This is a genomic window from Burkholderia catarinensis, assembly GCF_001883705.2.
Lineage (GTDB): Bacteria > Pseudomonadota > Gammaproteobacteria > Burkholderiales > Burkholderiaceae > Burkholderia > Burkholderia catarinensis.
Window position 1 is genome coordinate 92,789 of the sequence record NZ_MDEQ02000010.1, and the last position, 21,406, is coordinate 114,194.

14 protein-coding genes are annotated in these 21,406 nt (G+C 69.2%); 6 read left to right on the top strand and 8 right to left on the bottom strand.

Annotation, left to right across the window (positions count from 1 at the left end; translation table 11 throughout):
• Positions 1–15: 15 nt before the first annotated feature.
• On the top strand, positions 16–858 hold the full coding sequence (locus BFF94_RS17810) for a glycosyltransferase family 2 protein (protein WP_128847791.1): 843 nt from the start codon (positions 16–18) through the stop codon (positions 856–858).
• A gap of 133 nt (positions 859–991) precedes the next feature.
• The gene (locus tag BFF94_RS17815) at positions 992–2,272 is read left to right on the top strand and encodes an O-antigen ligase family protein (protein WP_128847793.1); all 1,281 of its coding nucleotides are present in this window, start codon (positions 992–994) and stop codon (positions 2,270–2,272) included.
• A gap of 132 nt (positions 2,273–2,404) precedes the next feature.
• Here BFF94_RS17815 and BFF94_RS17820 read toward each other — a convergent pair whose 3' ends face one another.
• The 3 genes from BFF94_RS17820 to dnaE all read right to left on the bottom strand — a co-directional run bounded on the left by BFF94_RS17820 (position 2,405) and on the right by dnaE (position 8,680).
• Positions 2,405–3,583, bottom strand: coding sequence for a glycosyltransferase family 9 protein (locus BFF94_RS17820; protein ID WP_219139603.1), 1,179 nt, complete (start codon positions 3,581–3,583; stop codon positions 2,405–2,407).
• Between the two features lie 168 nt (positions 3,584–3,751).
• Positions 3,752–4,840: a glycosyltransferase family 9 protein gene (locus tag BFF94_RS17825; RefSeq protein WP_219139650.1), complete on the bottom strand. Its 1,089-nt coding sequence runs from the start codon at positions 4,838–4,840 to the stop codon at positions 3,752–3,754.
• A 306-nt stretch (positions 4,841–5,146) separates the two neighbouring features.
• Positions 5,147–8,680, bottom strand: a complete 3,534-nt coding sequence (dnaE, locus tag BFF94_RS17830) for a DNA polymerase III subunit alpha (protein WP_219139604.1) — start codon at positions 8,678–8,680, stop codon at positions 5,147–5,149.
• Positions 8,681–8,895: 215 nt separating this feature from the next.
• Here dnaE and BFF94_RS17835 point away from each other — a divergent pair, with 215 nt between their 5' ends.
• Positions 8,896–9,750, top strand: a complete 855-nt coding sequence (locus BFF94_RS17835) for a sulfurtransferase (RefSeq protein ID WP_128843326.1) — start codon at positions 8,896–8,898, stop codon at positions 9,748–9,750.
• Between the two features lie 19 nt (positions 9,751–9,769).
• The gene (gene gluQRS, locus BFF94_RS17840) at positions 9,770–10,663 is read left to right on the top strand and encodes a tRNA glutamyl-Q(34) synthetase GluQRS (protein WP_219139605.1); all 894 of its coding nucleotides are present in this window, start codon (positions 9,770–9,772) and stop codon (positions 10,661–10,663) included.
• A gap of 194 nt (positions 10,664–10,857) precedes the next feature.
• Here gluQRS and BFF94_RS17845 read toward each other — a convergent pair whose 3' ends face one another.
• The 4 genes from BFF94_RS17845 to purT form a co-directional block, all read right to left on the bottom strand.
• Positions 10,858–12,375, bottom strand: coding sequence for a DEAD/DEAH box helicase (locus BFF94_RS17845; protein ID WP_219139606.1), 1,518 nt, complete (start codon positions 12,373–12,375; stop codon positions 10,858–10,860).
• Between the two features lie 459 nt (positions 12,376–12,834).
• On the bottom strand, positions 12,835–13,215 hold the full coding sequence (locus BFF94_RS17850) for an MliC family protein (protein WP_128843328.1): 381 nt from the start codon (positions 13,213–13,215) through the stop codon (positions 12,835–12,837).
• 91 nt (positions 13,216–13,306) lie between these two features.
• Positions 13,307–13,492: a DUF6726 family protein gene (locus BFF94_RS17855; RefSeq protein ID WP_128843329.1), complete on the bottom strand. Its 186-nt coding sequence runs from the start codon at positions 13,490–13,492 to the stop codon at positions 13,307–13,309.
• An 18-nt stretch (positions 13,493–13,510) separates the two neighbouring features.
• A complete protein-coding gene (gene purT / locus BFF94_RS17860; RefSeq protein ID WP_128843330.1) occupies positions 13,511–14,725 on the bottom strand; it encodes a formate-dependent phosphoribosylglycinamide formyltransferase in 1,215 nt (404 codons plus the stop codon).
• Between the two features lie 212 nt (positions 14,726–14,937).
• On the opposite strand from purT, the gene BFF94_RS17865 reads away from it, so the two are divergent.
• Positions 14,938–15,483, top strand: coding sequence for an META domain-containing protein (locus tag BFF94_RS17865; protein WP_128843331.1), 546 nt, complete (start codon positions 14,938–14,940; stop codon positions 15,481–15,483).
• Between the two features lie 178 nt (positions 15,484–15,661).
• Positions 15,662–20,056: a DNA translocase FtsK gene (locus BFF94_RS37940; RefSeq protein WP_281426158.1), complete on the top strand. Its 4,395-nt coding sequence runs from the start codon at positions 15,662–15,664 to the stop codon at positions 20,054–20,056.
• Between the two features lie 103 nt (positions 20,057–20,159).
• On the opposite strand, the gene BFF94_RS17875 is transcribed toward BFF94_RS37940, so the two are convergent.
• Entirely contained in the window at positions 20,160–21,404 is a 1,245-nt protein-coding gene (locus BFF94_RS17875; RefSeq protein ID WP_128843542.1) for a lactonase family protein, read from the bottom strand.
• Between the last annotated feature and the right edge of the window lie 2 nt (positions 21,405–21,406).

Below are 21,406 nucleotides of genomic sequence, written 5' to 3' on the forward strand. Positions count from 1 at the left end.
CCGAATCCGACCGCCATGTTCTCCATCATCATTCCGACCTGGAACAACCTGCCGTACCTCAAGCTCGTCGTCGACAGCCTGCGCCGCCACTCCGCGTATGACCACCAGATCATCGTGCACGTGAACGACGGCTCGGACGGCACGCTCGACTGGGTACGCGGCGAAGGTATCGAACATACCGCGTCGCCGACCAACATCGGCATCTGCCATGCGGTGAACTGGGCCGCCGCGCGCGCGACGCGCGACTACGTCGTCTACATGAACGACGACATGTTCTGCTGCCCCGGCTGGGACGCGGCGCTCGTGCGCCGCATCGAACAGATGCCGACCGACCTCTTCATGCTGTCGGGCACGATGGTCGAGCCGGTCGACACGCGCAACCCGTGCGTCGTCGTCAGCAACTTCGGCCGCGACGCCGAGCATTTCGACGCGGCGGGCCTCGTCGACGCAACCCCGCGGCTCGCGCGCGCGGACTGGCTCGGCTCGACCTGGCCGCCGACGCTCGTGCACCGCGACTGGTGGAACCGGATCGGCGGCTACAGCAGCGAGCTGTCGCCCGGGATGAGCAGCGACAACGACTTCTCGATGAAATTGTGGGACGCCGGTTGCCGGATCTTCATCGGCGTCGGCGACAGCCTCGTCTATCACTTCCAGCAGAAAAGCACGGGCAAGATCGTCAAGAACGACGGCCGCCGCCAGTTCCTGAATAAATGGGGCATGACCCAGGCGACGTTCGACCGCTATTACCTGCACCGCGGCGAGCCGGTCGGCACGCGCATCGCGCTCGAGACGCCGGCCGTCGAAGGGCGCCTGAAGCGCGCGCTGCTGCGTTCGCGGATCAAGCGCGCATTCAGCTGATCGGGCCCCGAAAACGGCCCGGAAACACCACCTGCTTCGCGTATACTGCGCCGTTCGTCCCGGCTCTCCCGCCGGGCCGCGCGGTGCGCAGCACAACGCCAGCAAGCCGCATTCGTCCATTCGACAGGTTCCGATGCTTTCGTTTTCCGCTCCCGCCACGCGGCGCCTGACCGCCGCCCGCGCATTCGCCGTCGCCGCGCTCTGCATGGTGCCCGTCTCGACCGCACTGACCAACGTGTTCTGCGGGCTGTTCGCCGCCTCGCTCGTGATCTCGCCCGAATTCTGGCGCGACCTGCGCTCGTTCGTCACCGATCCGGCTTCGCTCGCGGCGCTGCTGATCCTGGCCGCACTGGCCGCCAGCGTCACGTATACGGTCGCGCCGCACAACAAGGCGTGGAACTGGGTCGCCAAGTACGACAAGCTGCTGCTGCTGCCGTTCGCGGTGCTTGCGTTCCGTCATTCGAACTGGGCGCCGATCGTGCGGCGCTGCTGGTTCGGCACGCTGTGCGTGATCCTGCTGCTGTCGACGACCAACTATCTCGGATTGACGTCGATCGGGCCCGCGCACGCGACCGAGCTGCCGCTGTCGCGCGCGTGGGTGTTCAAGAACCACATCGCCGCCGGCATGTTCGGCGCGCTGCTGTTCTACCAGGCGGCCGATCTCGCGCTGGCGGCCCGCACGGCGCTGTCGCGTGCCGCGTATGCGGGCGTCGCCGCATGGTCGCTCGTCAACGTGTTCGTGATGCTGCAGGGACGCACGGGGCAGGTCATCGCGCTGCTGCTGATCCTCGTGGTCGCCGTGCGTTTCATTCTGCTGCTGCGCCGGCAGTCGGCGCTGCGCGCGGGGCTTGCCGCCGGCATGCTCGTGCTGGCCGGCGTCGCGCTCGTGGTCGCCGCGTGCACGGTTCACAACGGCCGGCTCACGAAGGTCGTGACGGAAGTGCAGCAATACCGGCAGAGCGATGCCGCCACATCGACCGGACTGCGCCTCGAGTGGTACAAGAAGGGGCTCGAACTGTATCGCCAGCGCCCCGTGATCGGCTACGGCGCGGGCGGCCTCGAATCCGAATTCGAGAAGCTCGCGGCCGGCAAGACGGCGGCCGAAGGCCAGCTCACGTCGAACCCGCACAATGAATACCTGCTGATGGCCGTGCAGCTCGGCACGCTCGGCCTGCTGCTGTTCCTCAACCTGATCGTGCAGATCGCGCGCGGGAGCCGCATGCTCGATCCGCGCTCGCGGCAATTGCTGCTCGCGTGGCTCGCGATCTTCGCGATCGGCAGTCTCGCGAATTCGCTGCTGCTCGATTTCGCCGAAGGACACCTGATCGTGCTGCTGGCCGGCATCCTGCTCGGTTGCGGCGAGCGCAGCGAGTCGCTGCCGCGCGAGACGTCGGCGATCCGGCGCAGCGCGTAACGCACGACGGCATACGCTCCGCTGCCGGCCGGCGTCGGCCGCGGCGGAGGCACCGGGCGTCAAAGCAAGCGAGCCGCGGCTCGTCGCGAAACAAGCCCCGGCGAACGAAGTAACGCGCGCGCGACCCGCGCGTCAGTCGGATCCGGTGCGATGCAGTCGCGACGTATCGACGGCCACTTCGGCCGGGCCCGGCGGATTCAGCCCGAGCATCTCGGCCGCCGCGGCTTTCACGCGCTGCGCGCCGAGATTGACGAGGCAGTCGCTGCGGCTGTCGACGTGGCGCTCGCAGCCCTCGTGCCGGCACGGCACGCAATCGCCCTCCCCCTGCAGCAGCCACACGTTCCCGTGCCGCCCCGAGCCGCGCAGCGGCCACGGATTCTCGGTCGCGGGCCAGTGCTGCGGCCACGGCCCCCAGCGCACGGGGTCGGACGGGCCGAACAGCGCGATCGTGTCGGTGCCCGTCGCGGCCGCGACGTGCGTCGCGCCGGTATCGGGCCCGATAAAGAGCCGCGCGCGCCGCACGAGCTCGGCGCTCTCGCCGAACGTGAGGCGGCCGACCAGGTTCAGCACGTCGCCGCCCGCTTCGGCCGCGACCTGCTCCGCATACTCGCGCTCGTTGTCGGCCGGACCGCCCGACAGCGCGACCGCGAAGCCGTGCTCGCGCAGCCAGCCGATCATCTCGACCCAGCCGTCGAGCCGCCATTGCTTGTAACGGAACATCGGATACGGATGCAGGACGACCAGCGGCTTGCCGTCACGGAGCGCCGGCGACTCGGCGAGCCACGCGTCGAAGCGCGCGCGCCGCGCGGGATCGTCGCCGATGCCCGGCGCGACGACCTCGGACACCGGTTCGATGCCGATCACGGGTGCGAGCGCGAGCGTGCTGACGACCGTATGCGCGGATTCATGATGATTGATCGCGATCCCGTTCAGCATCCTCCGCGCGAGCCACGTGACACGCCCGGGATCGACGAGACCGACCCGCTTGCGGCCCGCGAACCAGCTATAGAAACGCGGCCGGTCGGAGCTCAGCGCCGCGCACGCAAGATCGTAGCGGCGCCACATCGACAGCGCGTCGCGCAGCCGCTCGCGGAATCCCGCACGCTGCGCGACGACGATCACGCGCCGCACGTCCGGATTGTGCTCGAGCACGCCCTCGGTGCCGCGAAACACCAGCATGTCGATCTGCGCATCCGGCCAGCGGGCTTTCAGCGAACGCACGAGCGGCGTCGTCAGCAACACGTCGCCGATACGGCGCGGTGCGGCAACGAGGATGGTTCTGGGCGGGCGGGCGGAAGAAAACAGGGCCACGGCGATTGATCTGGCTGGCTGAACAAGGCTGGCAATGTACAGGATTTTGCGGCAGCCGGCGCGGCATGGCGCACCGGCTGCCGCCGCGCTGATGCGGCCCCGCCAGCGGCCCCCGGTGCGGCAGGCGCCCGCGCGCCGGTGCTCGCACCGTACGCGGCGCCCCCGGTGCTACGACGCGATCGTCATGACCGAGGGCGTCGCAGCGGCCGCCGGCCGCGCACGTCCCGCGCCGGCCGCCGGCCCGTCGCGATGGCCGGCCTGCGGCAGCAGATGTCGCACCGCCCGCTCGACCTCGTCGACGCCGATCGTATCGACGGTTGCGCCGGCACGCAGGATCACGTGCGGTACGCCGAGCGGATGCCAGCGCAGGTATTTCTCGGGACGGTCCTCGAACAGCGCGGCGACGGGCACGCCGAGCGCCGACGCGAGATGCACCGGCGCGCTGTCGGCCGAGACGACCACGTCGAGCAGGCTCGCGGCGGCCACCAGTTCGGCGACCGACGACGGCGCGACAGACCGCGCGCTCACGTCGCGCCACGCATCGTCCTCGGCGGCATCGCGGACGGCCGGGTCGCGGAACACGATCACGTCGGCGAACGGTGCAAGCCGCTCGCCGAGGTCGCGCCAGCGGTCGGCAGGCCAGCGGCGCTCGACCGCCTTGTTCGACACGAACAACCCGACGCGCGGCTTCGTGCGCTCTCCGAGCAGGCGATACCACGCATCCTGCAGCGTGCGGTCGGGATGAACCGACAGCTCGAGGCGATCGAGATCGGCGCGGCCGAGTTCGGGCACGAGCCGGAAACCCGACAGCGCCTCGTGGCACATCGGCCGCTGCGCGACATGCTCGGGCTTGCGATCGTCGAATTCGGTCTCGGCATCATGCCAGCGGCAATCTTTCGCGCCGAGCTGGCGCGCGAACTGCATGCTGCTGCGATGCATGCCGCCGTTCGGCACGACCACGAGATCGAACCGCAGGCGACGCAGGCGGCGCACGAGCCGCAGCCGGTCGAACACCGCGCGCATCCGCCCGGGACGGTCGTTGCGTTCGCATTGGCGGCTGTACACGTACGTGTGGACCGCCTGCACGTCCGGGTTGCCGGCCAGCGCGGCCGCGTTGTAGCGGTTCGCGACCACATGCAGTTCCGCGCCAGGCCAGCGCTCCTTCAGCGCACGGAGAAACGCGGTCGTGCACAGCATGTCGCCCAGAAAATCAATCCGGATCACGAGGATCCGCTGCGTCGGGTTCCCATTGGCCATGGTCATGTGGTGACTGTCAGTTTTTCTCGTCGCGACGGGCCGTTCCACGGCACCCTGCTCCGGGACGGCCTGGTCGCGTGTTACCGCTCGCCATACGGATCCGCCCCCTTTATGCGCGCGATACCGGCGCCGCGCGCCGGATGAACCGCGGCCGGTGCCGCGTTCGTGCCGCTAGCGCCGGATTGTATAGCGTCCGGATGGCCGGCCCAAGCCCCGGTTACCCGGACACGTGAAAACGGCCCGCCGCACCGCACGCATGGCGATGCGACGGGCCGCGTATCGCGACAGCCGCCGGGCTGAACGCGGTCAGTACGTGATTTCGACGATGCTGCCGCCGAACGCCTCGCGCAATTCCGCGAGCAGCATGTCGCTCGGCTTCACGCGCCACGCGTCGCCGAGACGCATTTCGCCCTGGGCCCGCGCGTTGCTGTAGTGGATCTGGACCGCGAGCCCGTTCGGCAGCGGCGCCTGCGGGCGGCGGCCGCCATCGCGCCCGCCGCCGCGCGGCGCGGGTGCCTCGACCGCACGCGCGGCCGCCGGCTCGTCTTTCGACACGTGCGGCTCGAGCACGCGGCGCAGCGACGCCGCGTCGGCGTTGCCGTTCATCGTCAGCCGCACGGCCTGCGCATAGCGGCTGCGCGCGCGCTCGAGATCCATCACCGTATCGGCCGTGAAGCGGAGGCCGCCCGTGAAAGCGTCGTTGCGCGCCTGCCCCTGCACGATCAACAGCTCGTCTTCCTTGAACAGCGCCTTGTTCGCCTCGAACTGTTCGTTGAAGATCGTGATCTCGCACTGGCCCGAACCGTCGTCGAGCAGCGCGATCAGCATCTTGCCGCGCTGGGTCATCTGCGTGCGCAGCGACGCGATGATGCCCGCCACGAGCTTGTCGCGCCCCTCCTTCAGGTCGCCGACCTTTTGCCGCACGAAGCGGCGCACCTCGTCGCGATATGCGTCGAACAGGTGGCCGGACAGGTAGAAGCCGAGCGCGCCCTTTTCTTCCTGCAGGCGGCGCTTGTCGTCCCACGCGGGCTCATCGACGAGCGAATGCGCATGCGGCGACTCGGCGCCCATGTCGAACAGGCCGGCCTGCATCGCGTTCGCCTCGGCCTGATCGGCCGCTTCCATCGCGAGCGGCACCGACGCGAGCAGCTGCGCACGGTTCGCGTTCAGCGAATCGAACGCGCCGGCGCGGATCAGCGCCTCGACCGTGCGGCGGTTGACGACGCGCCGGTCGATCCGCTCGCAGAAGTCGAACAGGTCGGTGAACGCCTTTTCCTCGCGGGCGCGCAGGATTTCCTCGATCGCGTTCTGGCCGCTGCCCTTCACTGCGCCGAGGCCGTAGCGGATCGTGCGCGAGCGCTTGCCGTCGGCTTCGGCGACGGGCTCGAACCGGTAATGCGACTGGTTGATGTCGGGCGGCAGCACGGCGAGGTTGTTCACGACGCAGTCGTCGAACAGGATCTTCACCTTGTCGGTGTCGTCCATCGCGAGCGTCATGTTGGCCGCCATGAATTCGGCCGGATGGTGCGCCTTCAGCCACGCGGTGTAATACGCGAGCAGAGCATAGGCGGCCGCGTGCGACTTGTTGAAGCCGTAGCCCGCGAACTTCTCCATCAGGTCGAAGATCTCGTCGGATTTCTCGCGCGTGAGGCCGTTCTTCGCCGCACCCTCGGCGAAGATCTCGCGGTGCTGGGCCATCTCTTCGGGCTTCTTCTTGCCCATCGCGCGACGCAGCAAGTCCGCGCCGCCGAGCGAGTAGCCGCCGATGATCTGCGCCATCTGCATCACCTGCTCCTGATAGACCATGATGCCGTAGGTCTCTTTCAGGACGGGTTCGACGCGCGGATCCGGATAGTCGACCTTCTCGCGGCCGTGCTTGCGCGCGCAGAAGCTCGGGATCAGGTCCATCGGGCCCGGACGGTACAACGACACGAGCGCGATGATGTCCTCGAAGCGGTCGGGCTGCGCATCCTTCAGCATGCCCTGCATCCCGCGGCTTTCCAGCTGGAACACCGCGACCGTGTTGGCCTTCTTCAGGATCTGGAACGATGCCGGATCGTCGAGCGGCACCTGCGCGAGCGACCAGTCGGCCTTCGACGGATCGAGGCGACGGATGTAGCGCTCGGCCCAGTCGAGGATCGTCAGCGTCGTGAGGCCCAGAAAGTCGAACTTCACGAGGCCGACGGCTTCGACGTCGTCCTTGTCGTACTGGCTCACGACGCCGCCGTCTTCGCCCTGCGTGTACAGCGGGCAGAAATCGGTCAGCTTGCCGGGCGCGATCAGCACGCCGCCCGCGTGCATCCCGACGTTACGCGTGAGGCCCTCGACGCGCTGCGCGAGATCGAGCAGCTGGTGAACTTCATCCTCGTGGTCGTAGCGCTCCTGCAGCTGCGGCTCTTCCTTCATCGCGTCGGCGATCGTCACGTGCTTGCCCGGCTTGAACGGGATCAGCTTCGCGATGCCATCGGTGAACATGTAGCCGAGATCGAGCACGCGGCCGATGTCGCGCACGGCCGCCTTGGCGGCCATCGTGCCGAAGGTGGCGATCTGCGATACGGCGTCCGCGCCGTACTTCTCCTTCACGTACTGGATCACGCGGTCGCGGCCGTGCTGGCAGAAGTCGATGTCGAAGTCGGGCATCGACACGCGTTCCGGATTCAGGAAGCGCTCGAACAGCAGGTTGTAGCGCAGCGGGTCGAGGTCGGTAATGCCGAGCGCGTACGCGACCAGCGAACCGGCGCCCGAGCCGCGGCCCGGGCCGACCGGCACGCCGTTGTTCTTCGCCCAGTTGATGAAGTCCGCAACGATCAGGAAGTAGCCGGGAAAGCCCATCTTCGTGATGGTCCCGCACTCGAATTCGAGGCGCTTGTAGTACGTTTCGCGCTGCGCGTCGCGTTCGGCTTCGACCGGATACAACTGCACGAGCCGGGTCTCGAGCCCTTCCTTCGACAGCTGGACCAGGTAGTCGTCGAGCGACATGCCGTCCGGCGTCGGGAACAGCGGCAGTTTCGGCTTGCCGAGCTCGAGCTTCAGGTTGCAGCGCTTCGCGATCTCGACCGTGTTCGCGACCGCGGACGGCAGGTCGGCGAACAGCGCGGCCATGTCGTCCTGCGTGCGGAAATACTGGTCGGTCGTGAAGCGCTTCTGGCGCCGCGGGTTCGCGAGGATGTCGCCTTCCGAAATGCACACGCGCGCCTCGTGCGCGGTGAAATCGTCGTCGGTCATGAACTGCGTCGGGTGCGTCGCGACGACCGGCAGCTTCAGCGACGCGGCCAGCGTCGCGGCCTGCTGGATGTACGTCTCGGCGCCCGGCTGGCCGTAACGCTGCAGCTCGATGTAGAAACCGCCCGGAAACACCTTCGCCCAGCGCTCGGCGTGACGACGCGCGGCGTCCTCGTTGCCGGCCGCGAGCGCAAGCCCGATATCGCCCTGCTGCGCGCCCGACAGCGCGAGCAGCCCCTGCGAGAGCTCGCCGTCGAGCCAGCTCGCGTCGAGTTCCGCGCGGCCGCGATACTGGTTCGTGAGCCACGCCTTCGACAGCAGCTCGCAGAGATTCAGGTAGCCGACCTTGTCCTTCACGAGCAGCAGCAGCCGCGACGGCTTGTCGCGATCGTCCGGATTGGCAATCCAGACGTCGCAGCCGGCGATCGGCTTGATGCCCTTGCCGCGGGCTTCCTGGTAGAAACGGACGAGGCCGAATGCGTTGCCGAGATCGGTGAGCGCGAGCGCGCCCTGACCGTCCGCGGCCGCCGCCTTGACGATGTCGTCGAGACGCACGATGCCGTCGGCAATCGAGAATTCGGAGTGAACGCGAAGATGGACGAAGCGGGGATCTGACATGGGCGCTATTGTAGCCGCCCCGCCGCGCAGGCTGCCCAAAAAATCCCCGCGCCGGCCGTTTGGCCGATGCGCGCGACGACGCGTCGCGCCGCCGGCCAAACGGCCGGGTGCCGGTACGCGCGCGGTTTGCGGGATAATACGGTTTTTCGAATCAACGCCCCGGCTTCGCACCCTTTTTTGCGGGCCGCCGTGCGGCCGTTTCCCGTCGGACCATCATGACCATCGTCAACCTCGCCGCCTACCACTTCGTGTCGCTCGACGCGACCGAGCAATGGCGCCCGCTCGTCACCGCCCGCTGCAACGAACTCGGCCTGCGCGGCACGATCCTGCTCGCGCCGGAAGGCATCAACCTGTTCGTCGCCGGCACGCGCGAAGCTGCCGACGCGTTCATCGCGTACATCCGCCACGATCCGCTGTTCGAAGGCAAGTTCGCGACGCTGCAGTTCAAGGAAAGCCTGTCCGATTCGCAGCCGTTCCGCCGCATGCTCGTGCGCCTGAAGCGCGAGATCATCACGATGAAGAAGCCCGCGATCAAGCCGGAACTCGGCCGCGCGCCGTTCGTCGACGCACGTACGCTGAAGGCGTGGCTCGACCGCGGCCACGACGACACGGGCCGCCCGGTCGTGATGCTCGACACGCGCAACGCGTTCGAGGTCGACGTCGGCACGTTCGACGACGCGCTCGACTACCGGATCGACAAGTTCAGCGAATTCCCGGAAGTGATCGACGCGAACCGCGCCGACCTCGAAGGCAAGACGGTGGTTTCGTTCTGCACGGGCGGCATCCGCTGCGAGAAGGCCGCGATCCACATGAAGGAAATCGGCATCGATAACGTGTACCAGCTCGAAGGCGGGATCCTGAAGTACTTCGAGGAAGTCGGCGGCGCGCACTATCACGGCGATTGCTTCGTATTCGACTACCGCACCGCGCTGAACCCGCAACTCCAGCCCACCGAGAACGTCACGTGCTTCGCGTGCCGCGCGGTCGTCACGCCGGAAGCGCAACAGTCGCCGAGCTACGTGCCCGGCAAGTCGTGCCCGGCCTGCACGCAGGCAGCCAGCGCCGCGTAAGCGCGCGCCCCGCGCCCCGATGAACGGCTATCGCGGCCGCTTCGCGCCGTCGCCCACCGGGCCGCTGCACTTCGGCTCGCTGGTCGGCGCGCTCGCGAGCTGGCTCGACGCGCGCGCGCACGGCGGCACGTGGCTCGTGCGCATCGAGGATCTCGACGGTCCGCGCACGGTGCCCGGCGCGGCCGACGACATCCTCGCGACGCTCGCGCATTTCGGCATGACGCCCGACGAGCCGCCCGTCTGGCAAAGCACGCGCGATGCGGCCTACACGGCGGCGCTCGAGCGGCTCGTCGCGGCGGGGTTCGTCTATCCGTGCGGCTGCACGCGCAAGGAAATCGCCGACTCGCTGCGCGCCGAGCACGAGCGCCACACGACGCTCGCGTATCCGGGCACCTGCCGCACCGGCCTGCACGGCAAGCCCGCGCGAGCCTGGCGGCTGCGCGTGCCGGACGGCGACGACGCGATCGTCGCGTTCGACGACCGCTGGCAGCACACGCAATCGCAGAACCTCGCGACCGAAGTCGGCGATTTCGTGCTGAAGCGCGCGGACGGCCAATGGGCCTATCAGCTCGCGGTCGTCGTCGACGATGCCGATACGCACATCACGCACGTCGTGCGCGGTGCCGACCTGCTCGATTCGACCGCGCGCCAGATCCATCTGCAGCACTGCCTCGGCGTGCCGACGCCGCGATATCTGCACGTGCCCGTCGTCGTCGATGCAAACGGCGAAAAGCTCAGCAAGCAGACGGGCGCGATCGCGCTCGAACGCGACGATCCGCTGCCGGCACTGCAGGCTGCCGCAGCGCATCTGGGCCTCGCGCCCGACGGCGCGCCAGCGGGCACGACGCTGGATGCGTTCTACGCGGCCGCGACGGCTGCGTGGGCGCAGCGCTTCGGGCCGCTGGCCGGCTAACCAACGCGCGCAGCGAACCGACGTCGCGGCGATCGGCTGCCGGCGAGTGCCGGTTGCATCGCTCGCCGGCGCCCCGCGCCCCTCCCCGATCCCTCGCCCAATCGCGGCCCCAATGAAAAACGGGCACATGCTCATCGCATGCACCCGTTTCTCCGGCAGCGCTCGCGCGCCGCACCCGCCACCGTCCGCCGAGCTTACGCCAACGGCTTGCGCGGCATCCCGAACCCGCCGAGCAGCGCGGCGACCTGACGCTTCGGCCCTTTCTTCTCGGGCTGCTGCGCGGGCTGCGCGTCGTCCGACTGCTTCGCCTCTGCCGACGGCTCATACGGCTTCAGGAAGAAATCGTCGACCGGCGCTTCGTGGCGACGGTGATGACCGCCGCGCTCGGAACCGGCCGACCGGCGCCCCGACGCACCGCGATGTTCGTCGCGATCGCGCCGGCCGCCCCGCTCGCCACCGCGCTCGCTGGTGCGATCGCCGCTACGTTCGCCGCTACGGTCACCGCCGCGCTCGCCGCCACGCTCGTCGTGACGAGGGCGCGCCGGCTTGTCGATCGCGAGCGTCTGCACTTCGAGCGGGCTCTTGATCAGCTTCTCGATATCGGCGAGCTGCTTGCGCTCGTTCGGGCTGCACAGCGACAGCGCATCGCCGGTCGCGCCCGCGCGGCCCGTACGGCCGATCCGGTGCACGTAGTCTTCCGCGCTGAACGGCAGGTCGAAGTTGATCACGGCCGGCAGCTCGGCGATGTCGAGGCCGCGCGCGGCCACGTCGGTCGCGACGAGCGCCTCGATTTCGCCGCGCTTGAATGCGTCGAGCGCCTGCATCCGTTCGAGCTGCGTCTTGTCGCCGTGGATCGCCGACGCGACCACGCCGTCGCGCTCGAGGTTGCGCGCGAGCCGGCTCGCGCCGATCTTGCTGTTGCAGAACACGAGCACCTGCTTGAGCCCGCGACCGCGCAGCAACTGCACGACGGCCGCCTGCTTGTCGCCTTCGGCGACGTCGTAGACGATCTGCGTGACGTTCGCGTTCGTCGAGTTGCTGCGCGCGACCTCGATCGTCTGCGGGTTGCGCAGGTAGGTCGACGCGAGCTTCTTGATTTCCCCCGAGAAGGTGGCCGAGAACAGCAGCGTCTGGCGTTCCTTCGGCAGCAGGTTCAGGATGCGCTGCAGATCGGGCAGGAAGCCCATGTCGAGCATCCGGTCGGCTTCGTCGAGCACGAGGATCTGCACCTGGCCGAGATTCGCCGTCTTCTGCTGCACGTGGTCGAGCAGGCGGCCCGGCGTCGCGATCAGGATCTCGACGCCGCGGCGCAGCTCGGCCATCTGCGGGTTCATGTCGACGCCGCCGAACACCACCGCGCTGCGCAGCGGCGTGTGCTTCGCATACGCGTGCACGTTCGCGGCGACCTGGTCGGCGAGTTCGCGGGTCGGCGTGAGGATCAGCGCACGCACGGGGTGGCGCGCCGGTGACGCGCTCGTGTTGGCCTGCGCCAGCAGGCGCTGGATGATCGGCAGCGAGAAGCTCGCGGTCTTGCCGGTACCCGTTTGCGCGGCGCCCATGACGTCGCGGCCGGCGAGCACGACCGGAATGGCCTGCGCCTGGATCGGCGTCGGGGTCGTATAGCCCTGCTCCGCAATGGCTTTCAGGATATCGGCGGCAAGGCCGAATTGATCGAAGGTTGCGTCGACGGGCTTGGCGACAGAATCGGACATGGTGGCGTTTTCGCTCAAAAGGCGCGGCGGGGACATCGTGCGTCAGGCCAGCCGGGCCTGCGCTCATCACAATTCGGAAGTAGGCGGAGCCGCGGCGCGCCGCGCGGCGCCGCTCTGGCGCTTGGGACCGGTTCAATTCGAACACCGGGCGCGAGGCCGTGCGGACTCCGTTCGGCGCGAATGCCGGCGGAAAGGGGCGTATTGTAGCACTGCGCGGCCATCTGTCCGTGACAACGCCGCGAACGGCCGCAACGGCGATCCGCGCGGCGAGCCCGCACCGGCCCGCGCGGCCGACGGTTGGCCTGATCGGGCTATCCCGATCGGCCGGCGAGCAATATCAGGGGCCCGATCCCGGATCGTCTCGCCCGAACGCCCTCCATCGGCCCGCGCGCGGGCCGTCAGGCCCGGCAACCGGCCGCCGGCCGACACCGGCGCACGATCCGCGCTCGTGCCTGGCGCTCAGCCCTGCTTCTTTTTCTTCTCGACCTGTACGCAGTCGCCAAGCAGCGGCGGCGACTTCTGGTCGGCGATCTCATCGCGCAGCGTCGCTTCCTTGCCCTTCGTCCACCACGTATAACGGCCGGCCTGGTAGCGCGCGCCCGACGCCGACACGGTATCGACGAACAGCATCAGCCGCCCGTTGACCGGCACGAGCGCGAAGCTCTGGCCGTTGCCCGCGAGCCAGTACGACACGCGCACGGGCTGCTTCTGGTTCGCGCACTGGTAGACGGCCTGCTGGCGCGCATCGGCGTCGATCTCTTCGACGGTCAATTGCGCGGCATGCGCGACGGAAACGGCGGTGCCGGCGAGCGCGAGCGCGGCGAGGGTTCGGCGAATCATGCAGGTCCTCTCACGAGACGGGTGGTAACGCGCCCTCCCGGGGCGCGCACTTATTGTTGGTGCTCGGTGGTGATCGTGCTGGTTGTCGCGATCAGGGATCGATGACCTCGGCGCAGGCGTCGGTCGGCGCGGCCGCGACATGGCCGACGAGCGGCACGATCTTGAGCCCGGCGGAGGCCACCCGGCACGGCGCGGCGGCGAGGCCGCAACCCGCGAGGTTCACGGCAAGCGCCAGCGCGGCGCCCAGCTTTCCGATACGCAGCCACATCGGTGCCATCGTTCTCTCCTGGCGACGTCAGCGGGTCGACACGGGCCGGACGGCCGCGGCGGCGCGCTTCGCGCGTTCGCGGGCTTCGTCGACGGTCGCGCCGGTCGCCAGTGCGACGCCCATGCGCCGCTTCGCAAAACTTTCCGGTTTGCCGAACAGGCGCAGGTCGGCGCCCGGCACGGCAAGCGCGTCGCGCACGCCTTCGAACGCGATCGCGCGCTCGTCGAGCCCGCCGTAGATCACGGCCGACGCAGCCGGCGTGCCGAGCGCCGGATCGACCGGCAGCCCGAGAATCGCACGCGCGTGCAGCTCGAATTCCGACTGGCGCTGCGACGCGAGCGTGACGAGGCCCGTATCGTGCGGCCGCGGGCTCACCTCGGAGAACCACACGTCGTCGCCGCGCACGAACAGCTCGACGCCGAACATCCCGCGCCCGCCGAGCGCCTCGGTCACCTTGTGCGCGATCTCGCGCGACTTCTCGAGCGCCGCCGCGCTCATCGGCTGCGGCTGCCACGATTCGACGTAGTCGCCCGCGACCTGCACGTGGCCGACCGGCTCGCAGAAGTAGGTGCGCGTGCCGAGCGTCGCCGGGTCGATCGCGCGCACGGTCAGTTGCGTGATCTCGTATTCGAAATCGATGAAGCCCTCGACGATCACGCGGCCGTGGTTCACGCGCCCGCCCGCCATCGCGTAGTCCCACGCCGGCTTCACGTCGGCTTCGGTCTTCACGACCGACTGCCCCTTGCCCGACGACGACATCACGGGCTTCACGACGCACGGCATGCCGATCTTCTCGACGGCCGCGCTGAAGGCCTCGAACGAATCCGCGAACGCATACGGCGACGTCGGCAGGCCGAGCTCCTCGGCCGCGAGCCGGCGGATCCCCTCGCGGTTCATCGTGAGCTGCGTCGCGCGCGCGGTCGGGATCACCTCGGCGAGGCCGGCCGCCTCGATCGCCGCGAGCGCGTCGGTCGCGATCGCCTCGATCTCGGGCACGATCAGGTGCGGACGCTCGGTCTCGACGATCGTCCGCAGCGCGGCCGCGTCCGTCATGTCGATCACGTGCGCGCGATGTGCGACCTGGTGGCCCGGCGCGTCCGGATAGCGGTCGACCGCGACGACTTCGACGCCGAGCCGCTGCAACGCGATAATGACTTCCTTGCCGAGCTCGCCGGCGCCGAGCAGCATGACGCGCGTGGCCGAGGGTGAGAGCGGCGTACCGAGCCGCTGACCGATCTGCATGTGATTTCCCGCTTCTGGTGGAGGACGAAAACGGCTTCGATGTTAACACGCGTCACGGTGCCGGTCCGGCGCGTTTCGCCGCGTCGATCCCGGCCTCGCGCGGCTCGCCGGCGGGCCGCGAACGTTTTCACGCGCGAAGTGTCGGCTCGCCTGCCGCGGGGCGGGTGCGTTACTCTTACGCCTTGATCAGAATCCGATGAGGAACGAGGCTCATGTCCCACCTGTCCGCAGCCGCACGCGCACGCACCGGCCTGCTTCGCCCGTTGCGCGCGACGCTCTGCGCGTTGACGCTTGCCACGCTTCTCGCCGCCTGCGCGATGCCGACCCATCCCGATTCCGCCGCCCCCGCGCCCGACCCGTACAACCCGGCCGCCGTCCAGCTGCTCGACGACACGAGCTGGGAACTCACCAGCTGGCTGAACGCCGACGGCACGCAACGCGCGATCCCGCACGGCGACAACGGCGAGCCGATCAAGCTCGCGCTGTCGACCGAGTCGGGCATCCGGCGCGCCAGCGGGTTCTCGGGCTGCAACCGCTACATGGGCACCTACGCGATCAAGAACGGCCTGCTGAGCTTCGGCCCGCTGGCCGGCACGCGGATGGCCTGCCCGAATACGCTCGGCGGCCAGCTCGAACACGCGTACCTCGACGCGCTCGCCCACGTCGAAAAGACCGGCGTGCAGATGCGCGCGCCTCAGCAATTGCAGATCGTGACCAACGCCGGCGCAACGCTGACCTTCACGCACCGGAGCCCTTGATGCAACGGCGCGCGCGAAGGCCGACCGACCGCCTTCGCGTGGCGCGCCACGCGCGTGTGCACGGCACACGCGTCGCGCGGCGTGAATCGAAATCACGCCGCGTTAGAGTCTTGTTCGCCGGCCGGTTAAACTCGGCGGGTCGCGCCCCGCGCGCCCCTCCCCACTCCTGTTTCAAAGCATGCACACGGTAGTCTTCGGCTGGTTCGGCATCTCCGCCGTCTGGTTCCTCCTTCTCTTCTGGCGTCTCGTGCAGGCAATGCTGCCCGGCGGCGGCGGGCTCGCCGGCCGCGGTTCGATCCGCCTGTGGCTCGGTTTCGCCGCGGTATTCGTTGCAAGCTGCACGCTGACGAGCCCGCTGTCGGGCCCCGACACGAACGCGCTCGGCCATGCATTCTCGGCAGGCTTCGCCCACGTGCTCGGCCCGATCGGCACGCCGGTCGCGATGGTCGTGCTGTTTTTCGCCGGGCTGCCCTGGCTGACCGGCATCGGCTGGCGGCAGTTCGCCGCGTGGGTCGACACGTCGTTCGGCGTCAAGCTGTCGCGCGACGGCGACGACGACGACGCGCGCGGCATCGCCGACCTGCCGCGCAGCGCGCTGCATCGCGACGACGACATCGTCCAGCCGACCACCGCGCATACCGTCAACTCGATGGCGCCGCGCCAGAACGGCCGATATTCGCGCCCGACGCTGTGGAAACCCGACCCGCAGGCGCGGCCGAAGCCGCGCAGCAAGACGCCCCCGAAGACGCCCCCGCGTCCGCACACGGAACCCGTCGCGCCGTCGGGCTGGCTGAAGCCGACCGCGACCGTGCCCCAGCGCGTGCCGGCGCCGCCCGCGCCGATCCCGACCAGTGCGATGCCGCCCCCCACGACCGGCAGCACCGCCAGCCTCGCGCGCGCAGCGGCGAACGCGCAAGTGTCGCGCCCGGATCCGGCCCCGCTTCCTGTCGGATTCGAACCCGTCCGCCCGCGTCCGACTGCCGCGCGACCGGTCACCGCTGCGTTGAAGCAAACCGCTCCGCGCGCCACGGTCACGCCGCGGCCGGTCGGCACGCAGCCGCCCCACCCGCCCGGCCGACCGGTCGCAGGAGCAGGCGCGGCCGGCCTGACGCCTGACGCGGCGCAACGCCGCCCGTCGCAGCAAACGCCGGCGCGCGCACCGCTCTATGCATGGACGGAAAAGCCCGCCGCACCGATCACGCCGGCACCGAGCGTTCACGATACGCTGCGTTCGATCGAAGCCAGCACCGCGCAATGGGCGACGCTGGGCGGTTCGCAGCCGGCCGACGCAGCGCCCGCGGCGGCCGTGGCCGGTGTTGCGGTGGCAGCAGGCAGCATTGCAGCGCCGGCATCGGCGGCCGTGTCGAACGGGATCGTCTCCGCGCTCCACGGCATCGCGTCCCATGACGCCGGTGTTCCGGTCGAACACGATGCCGCACCCGCGTACGACAACAGCGCACCGATCGTGCTCGACGCATTCATGCCGGCAGAGCCCGGTATTCACACTCCCGTTGCCGATTGGGGGGGCCCGGCGTTCGACGACGCCCCGCCGCACGCACGGTCGAATTCCGGCATCGCCGACAGCGCGTTTTCGCGTCACGCCGACGACGAGATCCGGCACGTCGCCGATGCGCCCGCCGCGCCGGCATCCGGGATCACGTCCGCACAATCGTTCGACACGCCCATCGACCTCGCGCCGTGGGAAGACCTCGCCAGCCAGCCGGTTCCCGCGTTCGACGTATCGGCCGCGAACCCGATCGCCGAATCGCCGGCTGACGCGACGGAATCGGAGCCGGCCAACGCCGCCTCCGCGCAACCGGAAGCCGAAGCGGTTCATGACATCGCCGCAAGCCAACCCCTTGCGCGCATCGATACCGACGACAAGTACGGCGCACAACCGGCTCCTGCAATCGATCGTGCTGCATCGGCCAGCGTGCCGCAGGGCAGCGCCGATGCGCACGCCGACGTAAAACCCGCCGGAGGCATCGCTCCGTTCGCGGCCCTGCCCGCTTCGTCGATCGCCGGAACGTCGGCGCGCGCAATTTCCGAGGCCATGCCGCTTGCGACAACGCCGGTACCGGCCGCATCGGGTACCGCCCCGGTAGCCGCCACGCCTGACGCAGCGGAGCGTGCAGCGCCGCTGCCGGCAATCGCTCAGGGCGCCACGCTCGCGACGGATTGGGCGCGGACGCCGTCGATTCCGTCGACGGTGCAACCTGCAACGACTCATACGGCCGCTTCCCCGGAATTGCCGGAATCGTCGGCCGCTCAACCGTTTGCCGCCGCGCCGACGGCTTCTGCCGCCACGACGTGGCCGCTCGCCGGCACCGCCCACGGTTCGACTGCACCGGTGCCGGCACCTGCATCCGCACCGAGCGTTGCGCCCGCCGCGGCGCCGGCAACAACCGGCGCTTCTAGCCCGGCCGCCGGTTCGGCTGCGCAAGCGCCCGCAACGCCCGTCACCGCGACGCCCGTGAATTTCACGTTCGTCCCGATCGCTGCACAGCCTTCCGCGCCCGCATCGACGCTTCCGGCCAACACGGCAACCGCGTCGGCCGGTACGACATTCGGCGCATCCGGCGCGGTCGCCCCGCAGCCGGCAGCAAGCCTGCCCGTGCCGCCAGCCGCTACCGTCGCGACGATAGCGTCCTCCGGCGCAGTCGCCCCGATGACCACGGCCCCGGCGGCCCCGGCTTACCCGGTCGCAGGCTCGCCTGCCGTCTCGATCGGATCGCCGGCGTCCATCGGCGCAGCAACCGCGATGCAGGCTCCGTCGATCGCTGCCGCGTCCGCCATCACCGCAACCACGACGTTCGAAACTTCACCCGCCCCCGCCGCATTGCTGGCGAGCTGGTCCGTGTCGAATGGGCCCGCGACGCCGGCGGCCGCATCGGCCGCGGCACCGCAGCCGGGAGCAATCGTCCCCGGCGCGAGTCTGCTCGCGCCGACGATTCCCGTTGCCCCGCAGGCCGACGCAACCGCCGCCGCGGCAATCGAGCCGGCCGTGCCGGCCGCAGCCGACTCACCGGCCCCCGACACCCCGGCGCGCGCGCCGCGCCCGAACGCGTTCGAATTCCACGCGCCCGCGTCGTTCAACGTCGAACTGCCGACGCTCGACCTGCTCGAGCCCGCGTCCGACGACGTCGAACCGATCACCGAGGAACACCTGGCGCAGACGGCGCAGGTGATCGAACAGCGGCTGCAGGAATTCAAGGTGCCGGTGACGGTCGTCGGCGCATCGGCCGGCCCCGTGATCACGCGCTTCGAGATCGAACCCGCGCTCGGCGTGCGCGGCAGCCAGATCGTCGGGCTGATGAAGGACCTGTCGCGCGGCCTCGGCCTCACGTCGGTCCGCGTCGTCGAGACGATTCCCGGCAAGACCTGCATGGGCCTCGAGCTGCCGAACGCGAAGCGCCAGATGATCCGCCTGTCGGAAATTCTCGCGTCGCGCGAGTACCAGCATTCGCCGTCGCAGTTGACGATCGCGATGGGCAAGGACATCACGGGCCACCCGGTCGTCACCGATCTCGCGAAGGCGCCGCACATGCTCGTCGCCGGCACGACGGGCTCGGGCAAGTCGGTCGCGATCAACGCGATGATCCTGTCGCTGCTGTACAAGGCGACGCCGGAAGACGTGCGGCTCATCATGATCGACCCGAAGATGCTGGAGCTGTCGGTCTACGAAGGCATCCCGCACCTGCTCGCACCGGTCGTCACCGACATGAAGCTCGCGGCGAACGCGCTGAACTGGTGCGTCGGCGAAATGGAGAAGCGCTACCGGCTGATGTCGGCCGTCGGCGTGCGCAACCTCGCGGGCTTCAACCAGAAGATCCGCGACGCGGAAGCGAAGGAAAAGAAGATCGGCAACCCGTTCTCGCTGACGCCCGAGGATCCCGAGCCGCTGTCGAAGCTGCCGCTGATCGTCGTCGTGATCGACGAGCTGGCCGATCTGATGATGGTCGCCGGCAAGAAGATCGAAGAGCTGATCGCGCGCCTCGCGCAGAAGGCGCGCGCGGCCGGCATCCACCTAATCCTGGCCACCCAGCGTCCGTCCGTCGACGTGATCACGGGTCTGATCAAGGCGAACATCCCGACGCGCGTCGCGTTCCAGGTGTCGTCGAAGATCGACTCGCGCACGATCCTCGACCAGATGGGCGCCGAATCGCTGCTCGGGATGGGCGACATGCTGTTCCTGCCGCCGGGCACGGGCTATCCCCAGCGCGTGCACGGCGCGTTCGTCGCCGACGAGGAAGTGCACCGGATCGTCGAGTACCTGAAGCAGTTCGGCGAGCCGCAGTACGAGGAAGGGATTCTCGACGGCCCGGCCGCCGACGGCGCGACGCAGGACCTGTTCGGCGAAGCGCCGGACGCGGAAGCCGATCCGCTGTACGACGAAGCCGTCGCGTTCGTCGTGCGCACGCGGCGCGCGTCGATCTCGTCGGTGCAGCGGCAGTTGCGCATCGGCTACAACCGTGCCGCGCGCCTCGTCGAGCAGATGGAGGCGGCCGGGCTCGTGTCTGCGATGGGCATCAACGGCAGCCGCGAGGTGCTCGTGCCGGCCGCGGCCGACTGAGCGCGGCGGCCGGTCGGCCGCCATCGACCGATACCGGCGCACCGGGAAACCGGCCGCCCCGGAAAACAAAGGGCGCTGCATCATCGGCAGCGCCCTTTGTCGTTTACTGCACCGGCACCAGCTTGAAGTCGACCGGCTTGCCGACCGCGACCTTCTGCGGATTCGGGCCGAGCTGCCCCGTTTCGACATCGCGGCTGAACACGTAGAACGTATCGCTGTCCTGGTTGCCGACGATCAGCCATTTGCCGGTCGGATCGATCAGGAACTCGCGCGGCGTCTTGCCGAGGCTCGACTGGCGGCCGACATGCTTCAGCCGGCCGTCGGCCTGGTTCACCGCATAGATCACGAGGTCGTTCACGTCGCCGCGGTTGCTCACGTACAGGAAGCGACCGTCCGGCGACAGGTGGATCGCGCCGCCGCCGACCTTGCCCTTGAAGCCCGGCGCCGTCATCGGCAGCGTCTCGACCGGCGTCAGCTTGCCGTCACGGTAGCCGAACACCTCGACCGACGCGTTGAGCTCGCTCGTCACGTACGCGAACCGGCCGTCGGCGCCGAACACCATGTGACGCGGGCCCGAGCCGGCCTTCACCGGCGTGTAGCGCGTGTCGGTCGGGCTGATCAGCCCGCGGCTGCCGTCCACCGTGTAGCGGTAGCCGTAGACCTTGTCCGCGCCGAGATCCTGCACGAACAGGTAATGGCCGTCCGGCGAAAACACCGTCGAGTGCACGTGCGCGCCGTCCTGGCGGCCCTTCACGGGCCCCTTGCCTTCGTGGTGCACGGTCAGCGCGGCCCGGCCAACTGCTCCGTCGTCGCGCAGCGGAAACACCGCGAAGCTGCCGCCCGGATCCGACGCGACCGAGTAGTTGGCCGTCACGAGGTACTTGCCGTCCGGCGACAGTGCGAGATAGCAAGGATCGTTCCCTTCCGACGACACGCGATCGATGAAGGTCAGCGCGCCCGTCTTCGCGTCGAAGCGGAATGCGCTGACGCCGCCGCGCTGTGTCGCCGGCCCGTTGTCGCCGGGCAGTTCGTTGACCGCGTAGACGGTGCGACCGTCGCGGCTCGGCAACAGGTACGACGGATTCTCGGTCTTCGCCGACGACACGGGCGCGACGCTGCCGGTTTTGGTATCGAAGCGGTAAACATAGATGCCGTCGCTGCCGCCGCCCGTATAGGTGCCGACGAGCAGGTTGTAGACGCCGTCGGCCGGTACGGGCGATTGCTGCGCAAATGCATGGGTCGCGGACAGTGAGAGCACGATCGCGAAACCTTTCATCCAGTGAGCGAGCCTAAGCGGGAACCCTCGTGTCGAAGCGCGTGCGTCATGCTCGCGTAAACGGATGGGCATTG

Bases quoted from the DNA above. Each gene is read 5' to 3' on its own strand.
- BFF94_RS17865 (WP_128843331.1), top strand. From the start codon at position 14,938: ATGTCCCACCTGTCCGCAGCCGCACGCGCACGCACCGGCCTGCTTCGC.
- BFF94_RS17850 (WP_128843328.1), bottom strand. From the start codon at position 13,215: ATGATTCGCCGAACCCTCGCCGCGCTCGCGCTCGCCGGCACCGCCGTT.
- BFF94_RS17810 (WP_128847791.1), top strand. From the start codon at position 16: ATGTTCTCCATCATCATTCCGACCTGGAACAACCTGCCGTACCTCAAG.
- BFF94_RS17855 (WP_128843329.1), bottom strand. From the start codon at position 13,492: ATGGCACCGATGTGGCTGCGTATCGGAAAGCTGGGCGCCGCGCTGGCG.
- gluQRS (WP_219139605.1), top strand. From the start codon at position 9,770: ATGAACGGCTATCGCGGCCGCTTCGCGCCGTCGCCCACCGGGCCGCTG.
- BFF94_RS17845 (WP_219139606.1), bottom strand. From the start codon at position 12,375: ATGTCCGATTCTGTCGCCAAGCCCGTCGACGCAACCTTCGATCAATTC.
- BFF94_RS37940 (WP_281426158.1), top strand. From the start codon at position 15,662: ATGCACACGGTAGTCTTCGGCTGGTTCGGCATCTCCGCCGTCTGGTTC.
- BFF94_RS17835 (WP_128843326.1), top strand. From the start codon at position 8,896: ATGACCATCGTCAACCTCGCCGCCTACCACTTCGTGTCGCTCGACGCG.
- BFF94_RS17815 (WP_128847793.1), top strand. From the start codon at position 992: ATGCTTTCGTTTTCCGCTCCCGCCACGCGGCGCCTGACCGCCGCCCGC.
- BFF94_RS17825 (WP_219139650.1), bottom strand. From the start codon at position 4,840: ATGGCCAATGGGAACCCGACGCAGCGGATCCTCGTGATCCGGATTGAT.
- purT (WP_128843330.1), bottom strand. From the start codon at position 14,725: ATGCAGATCGGTCAGCGGCTCGGTACGCCGCTCTCACCCTCGGCCACG.
- dnaE (WP_219139604.1), bottom strand. From the start codon at position 8,680: ATGTCAGATCCCCGCTTCGTCCATCTTCGCGTTCACTCCGAATTCTCG.
- BFF94_RS17875 (WP_128843542.1), bottom strand. From the start codon at position 21,404: ATGCCCATCCGTTTACGCGAGCATGACGCACGCGCTTCGACACGAGGG.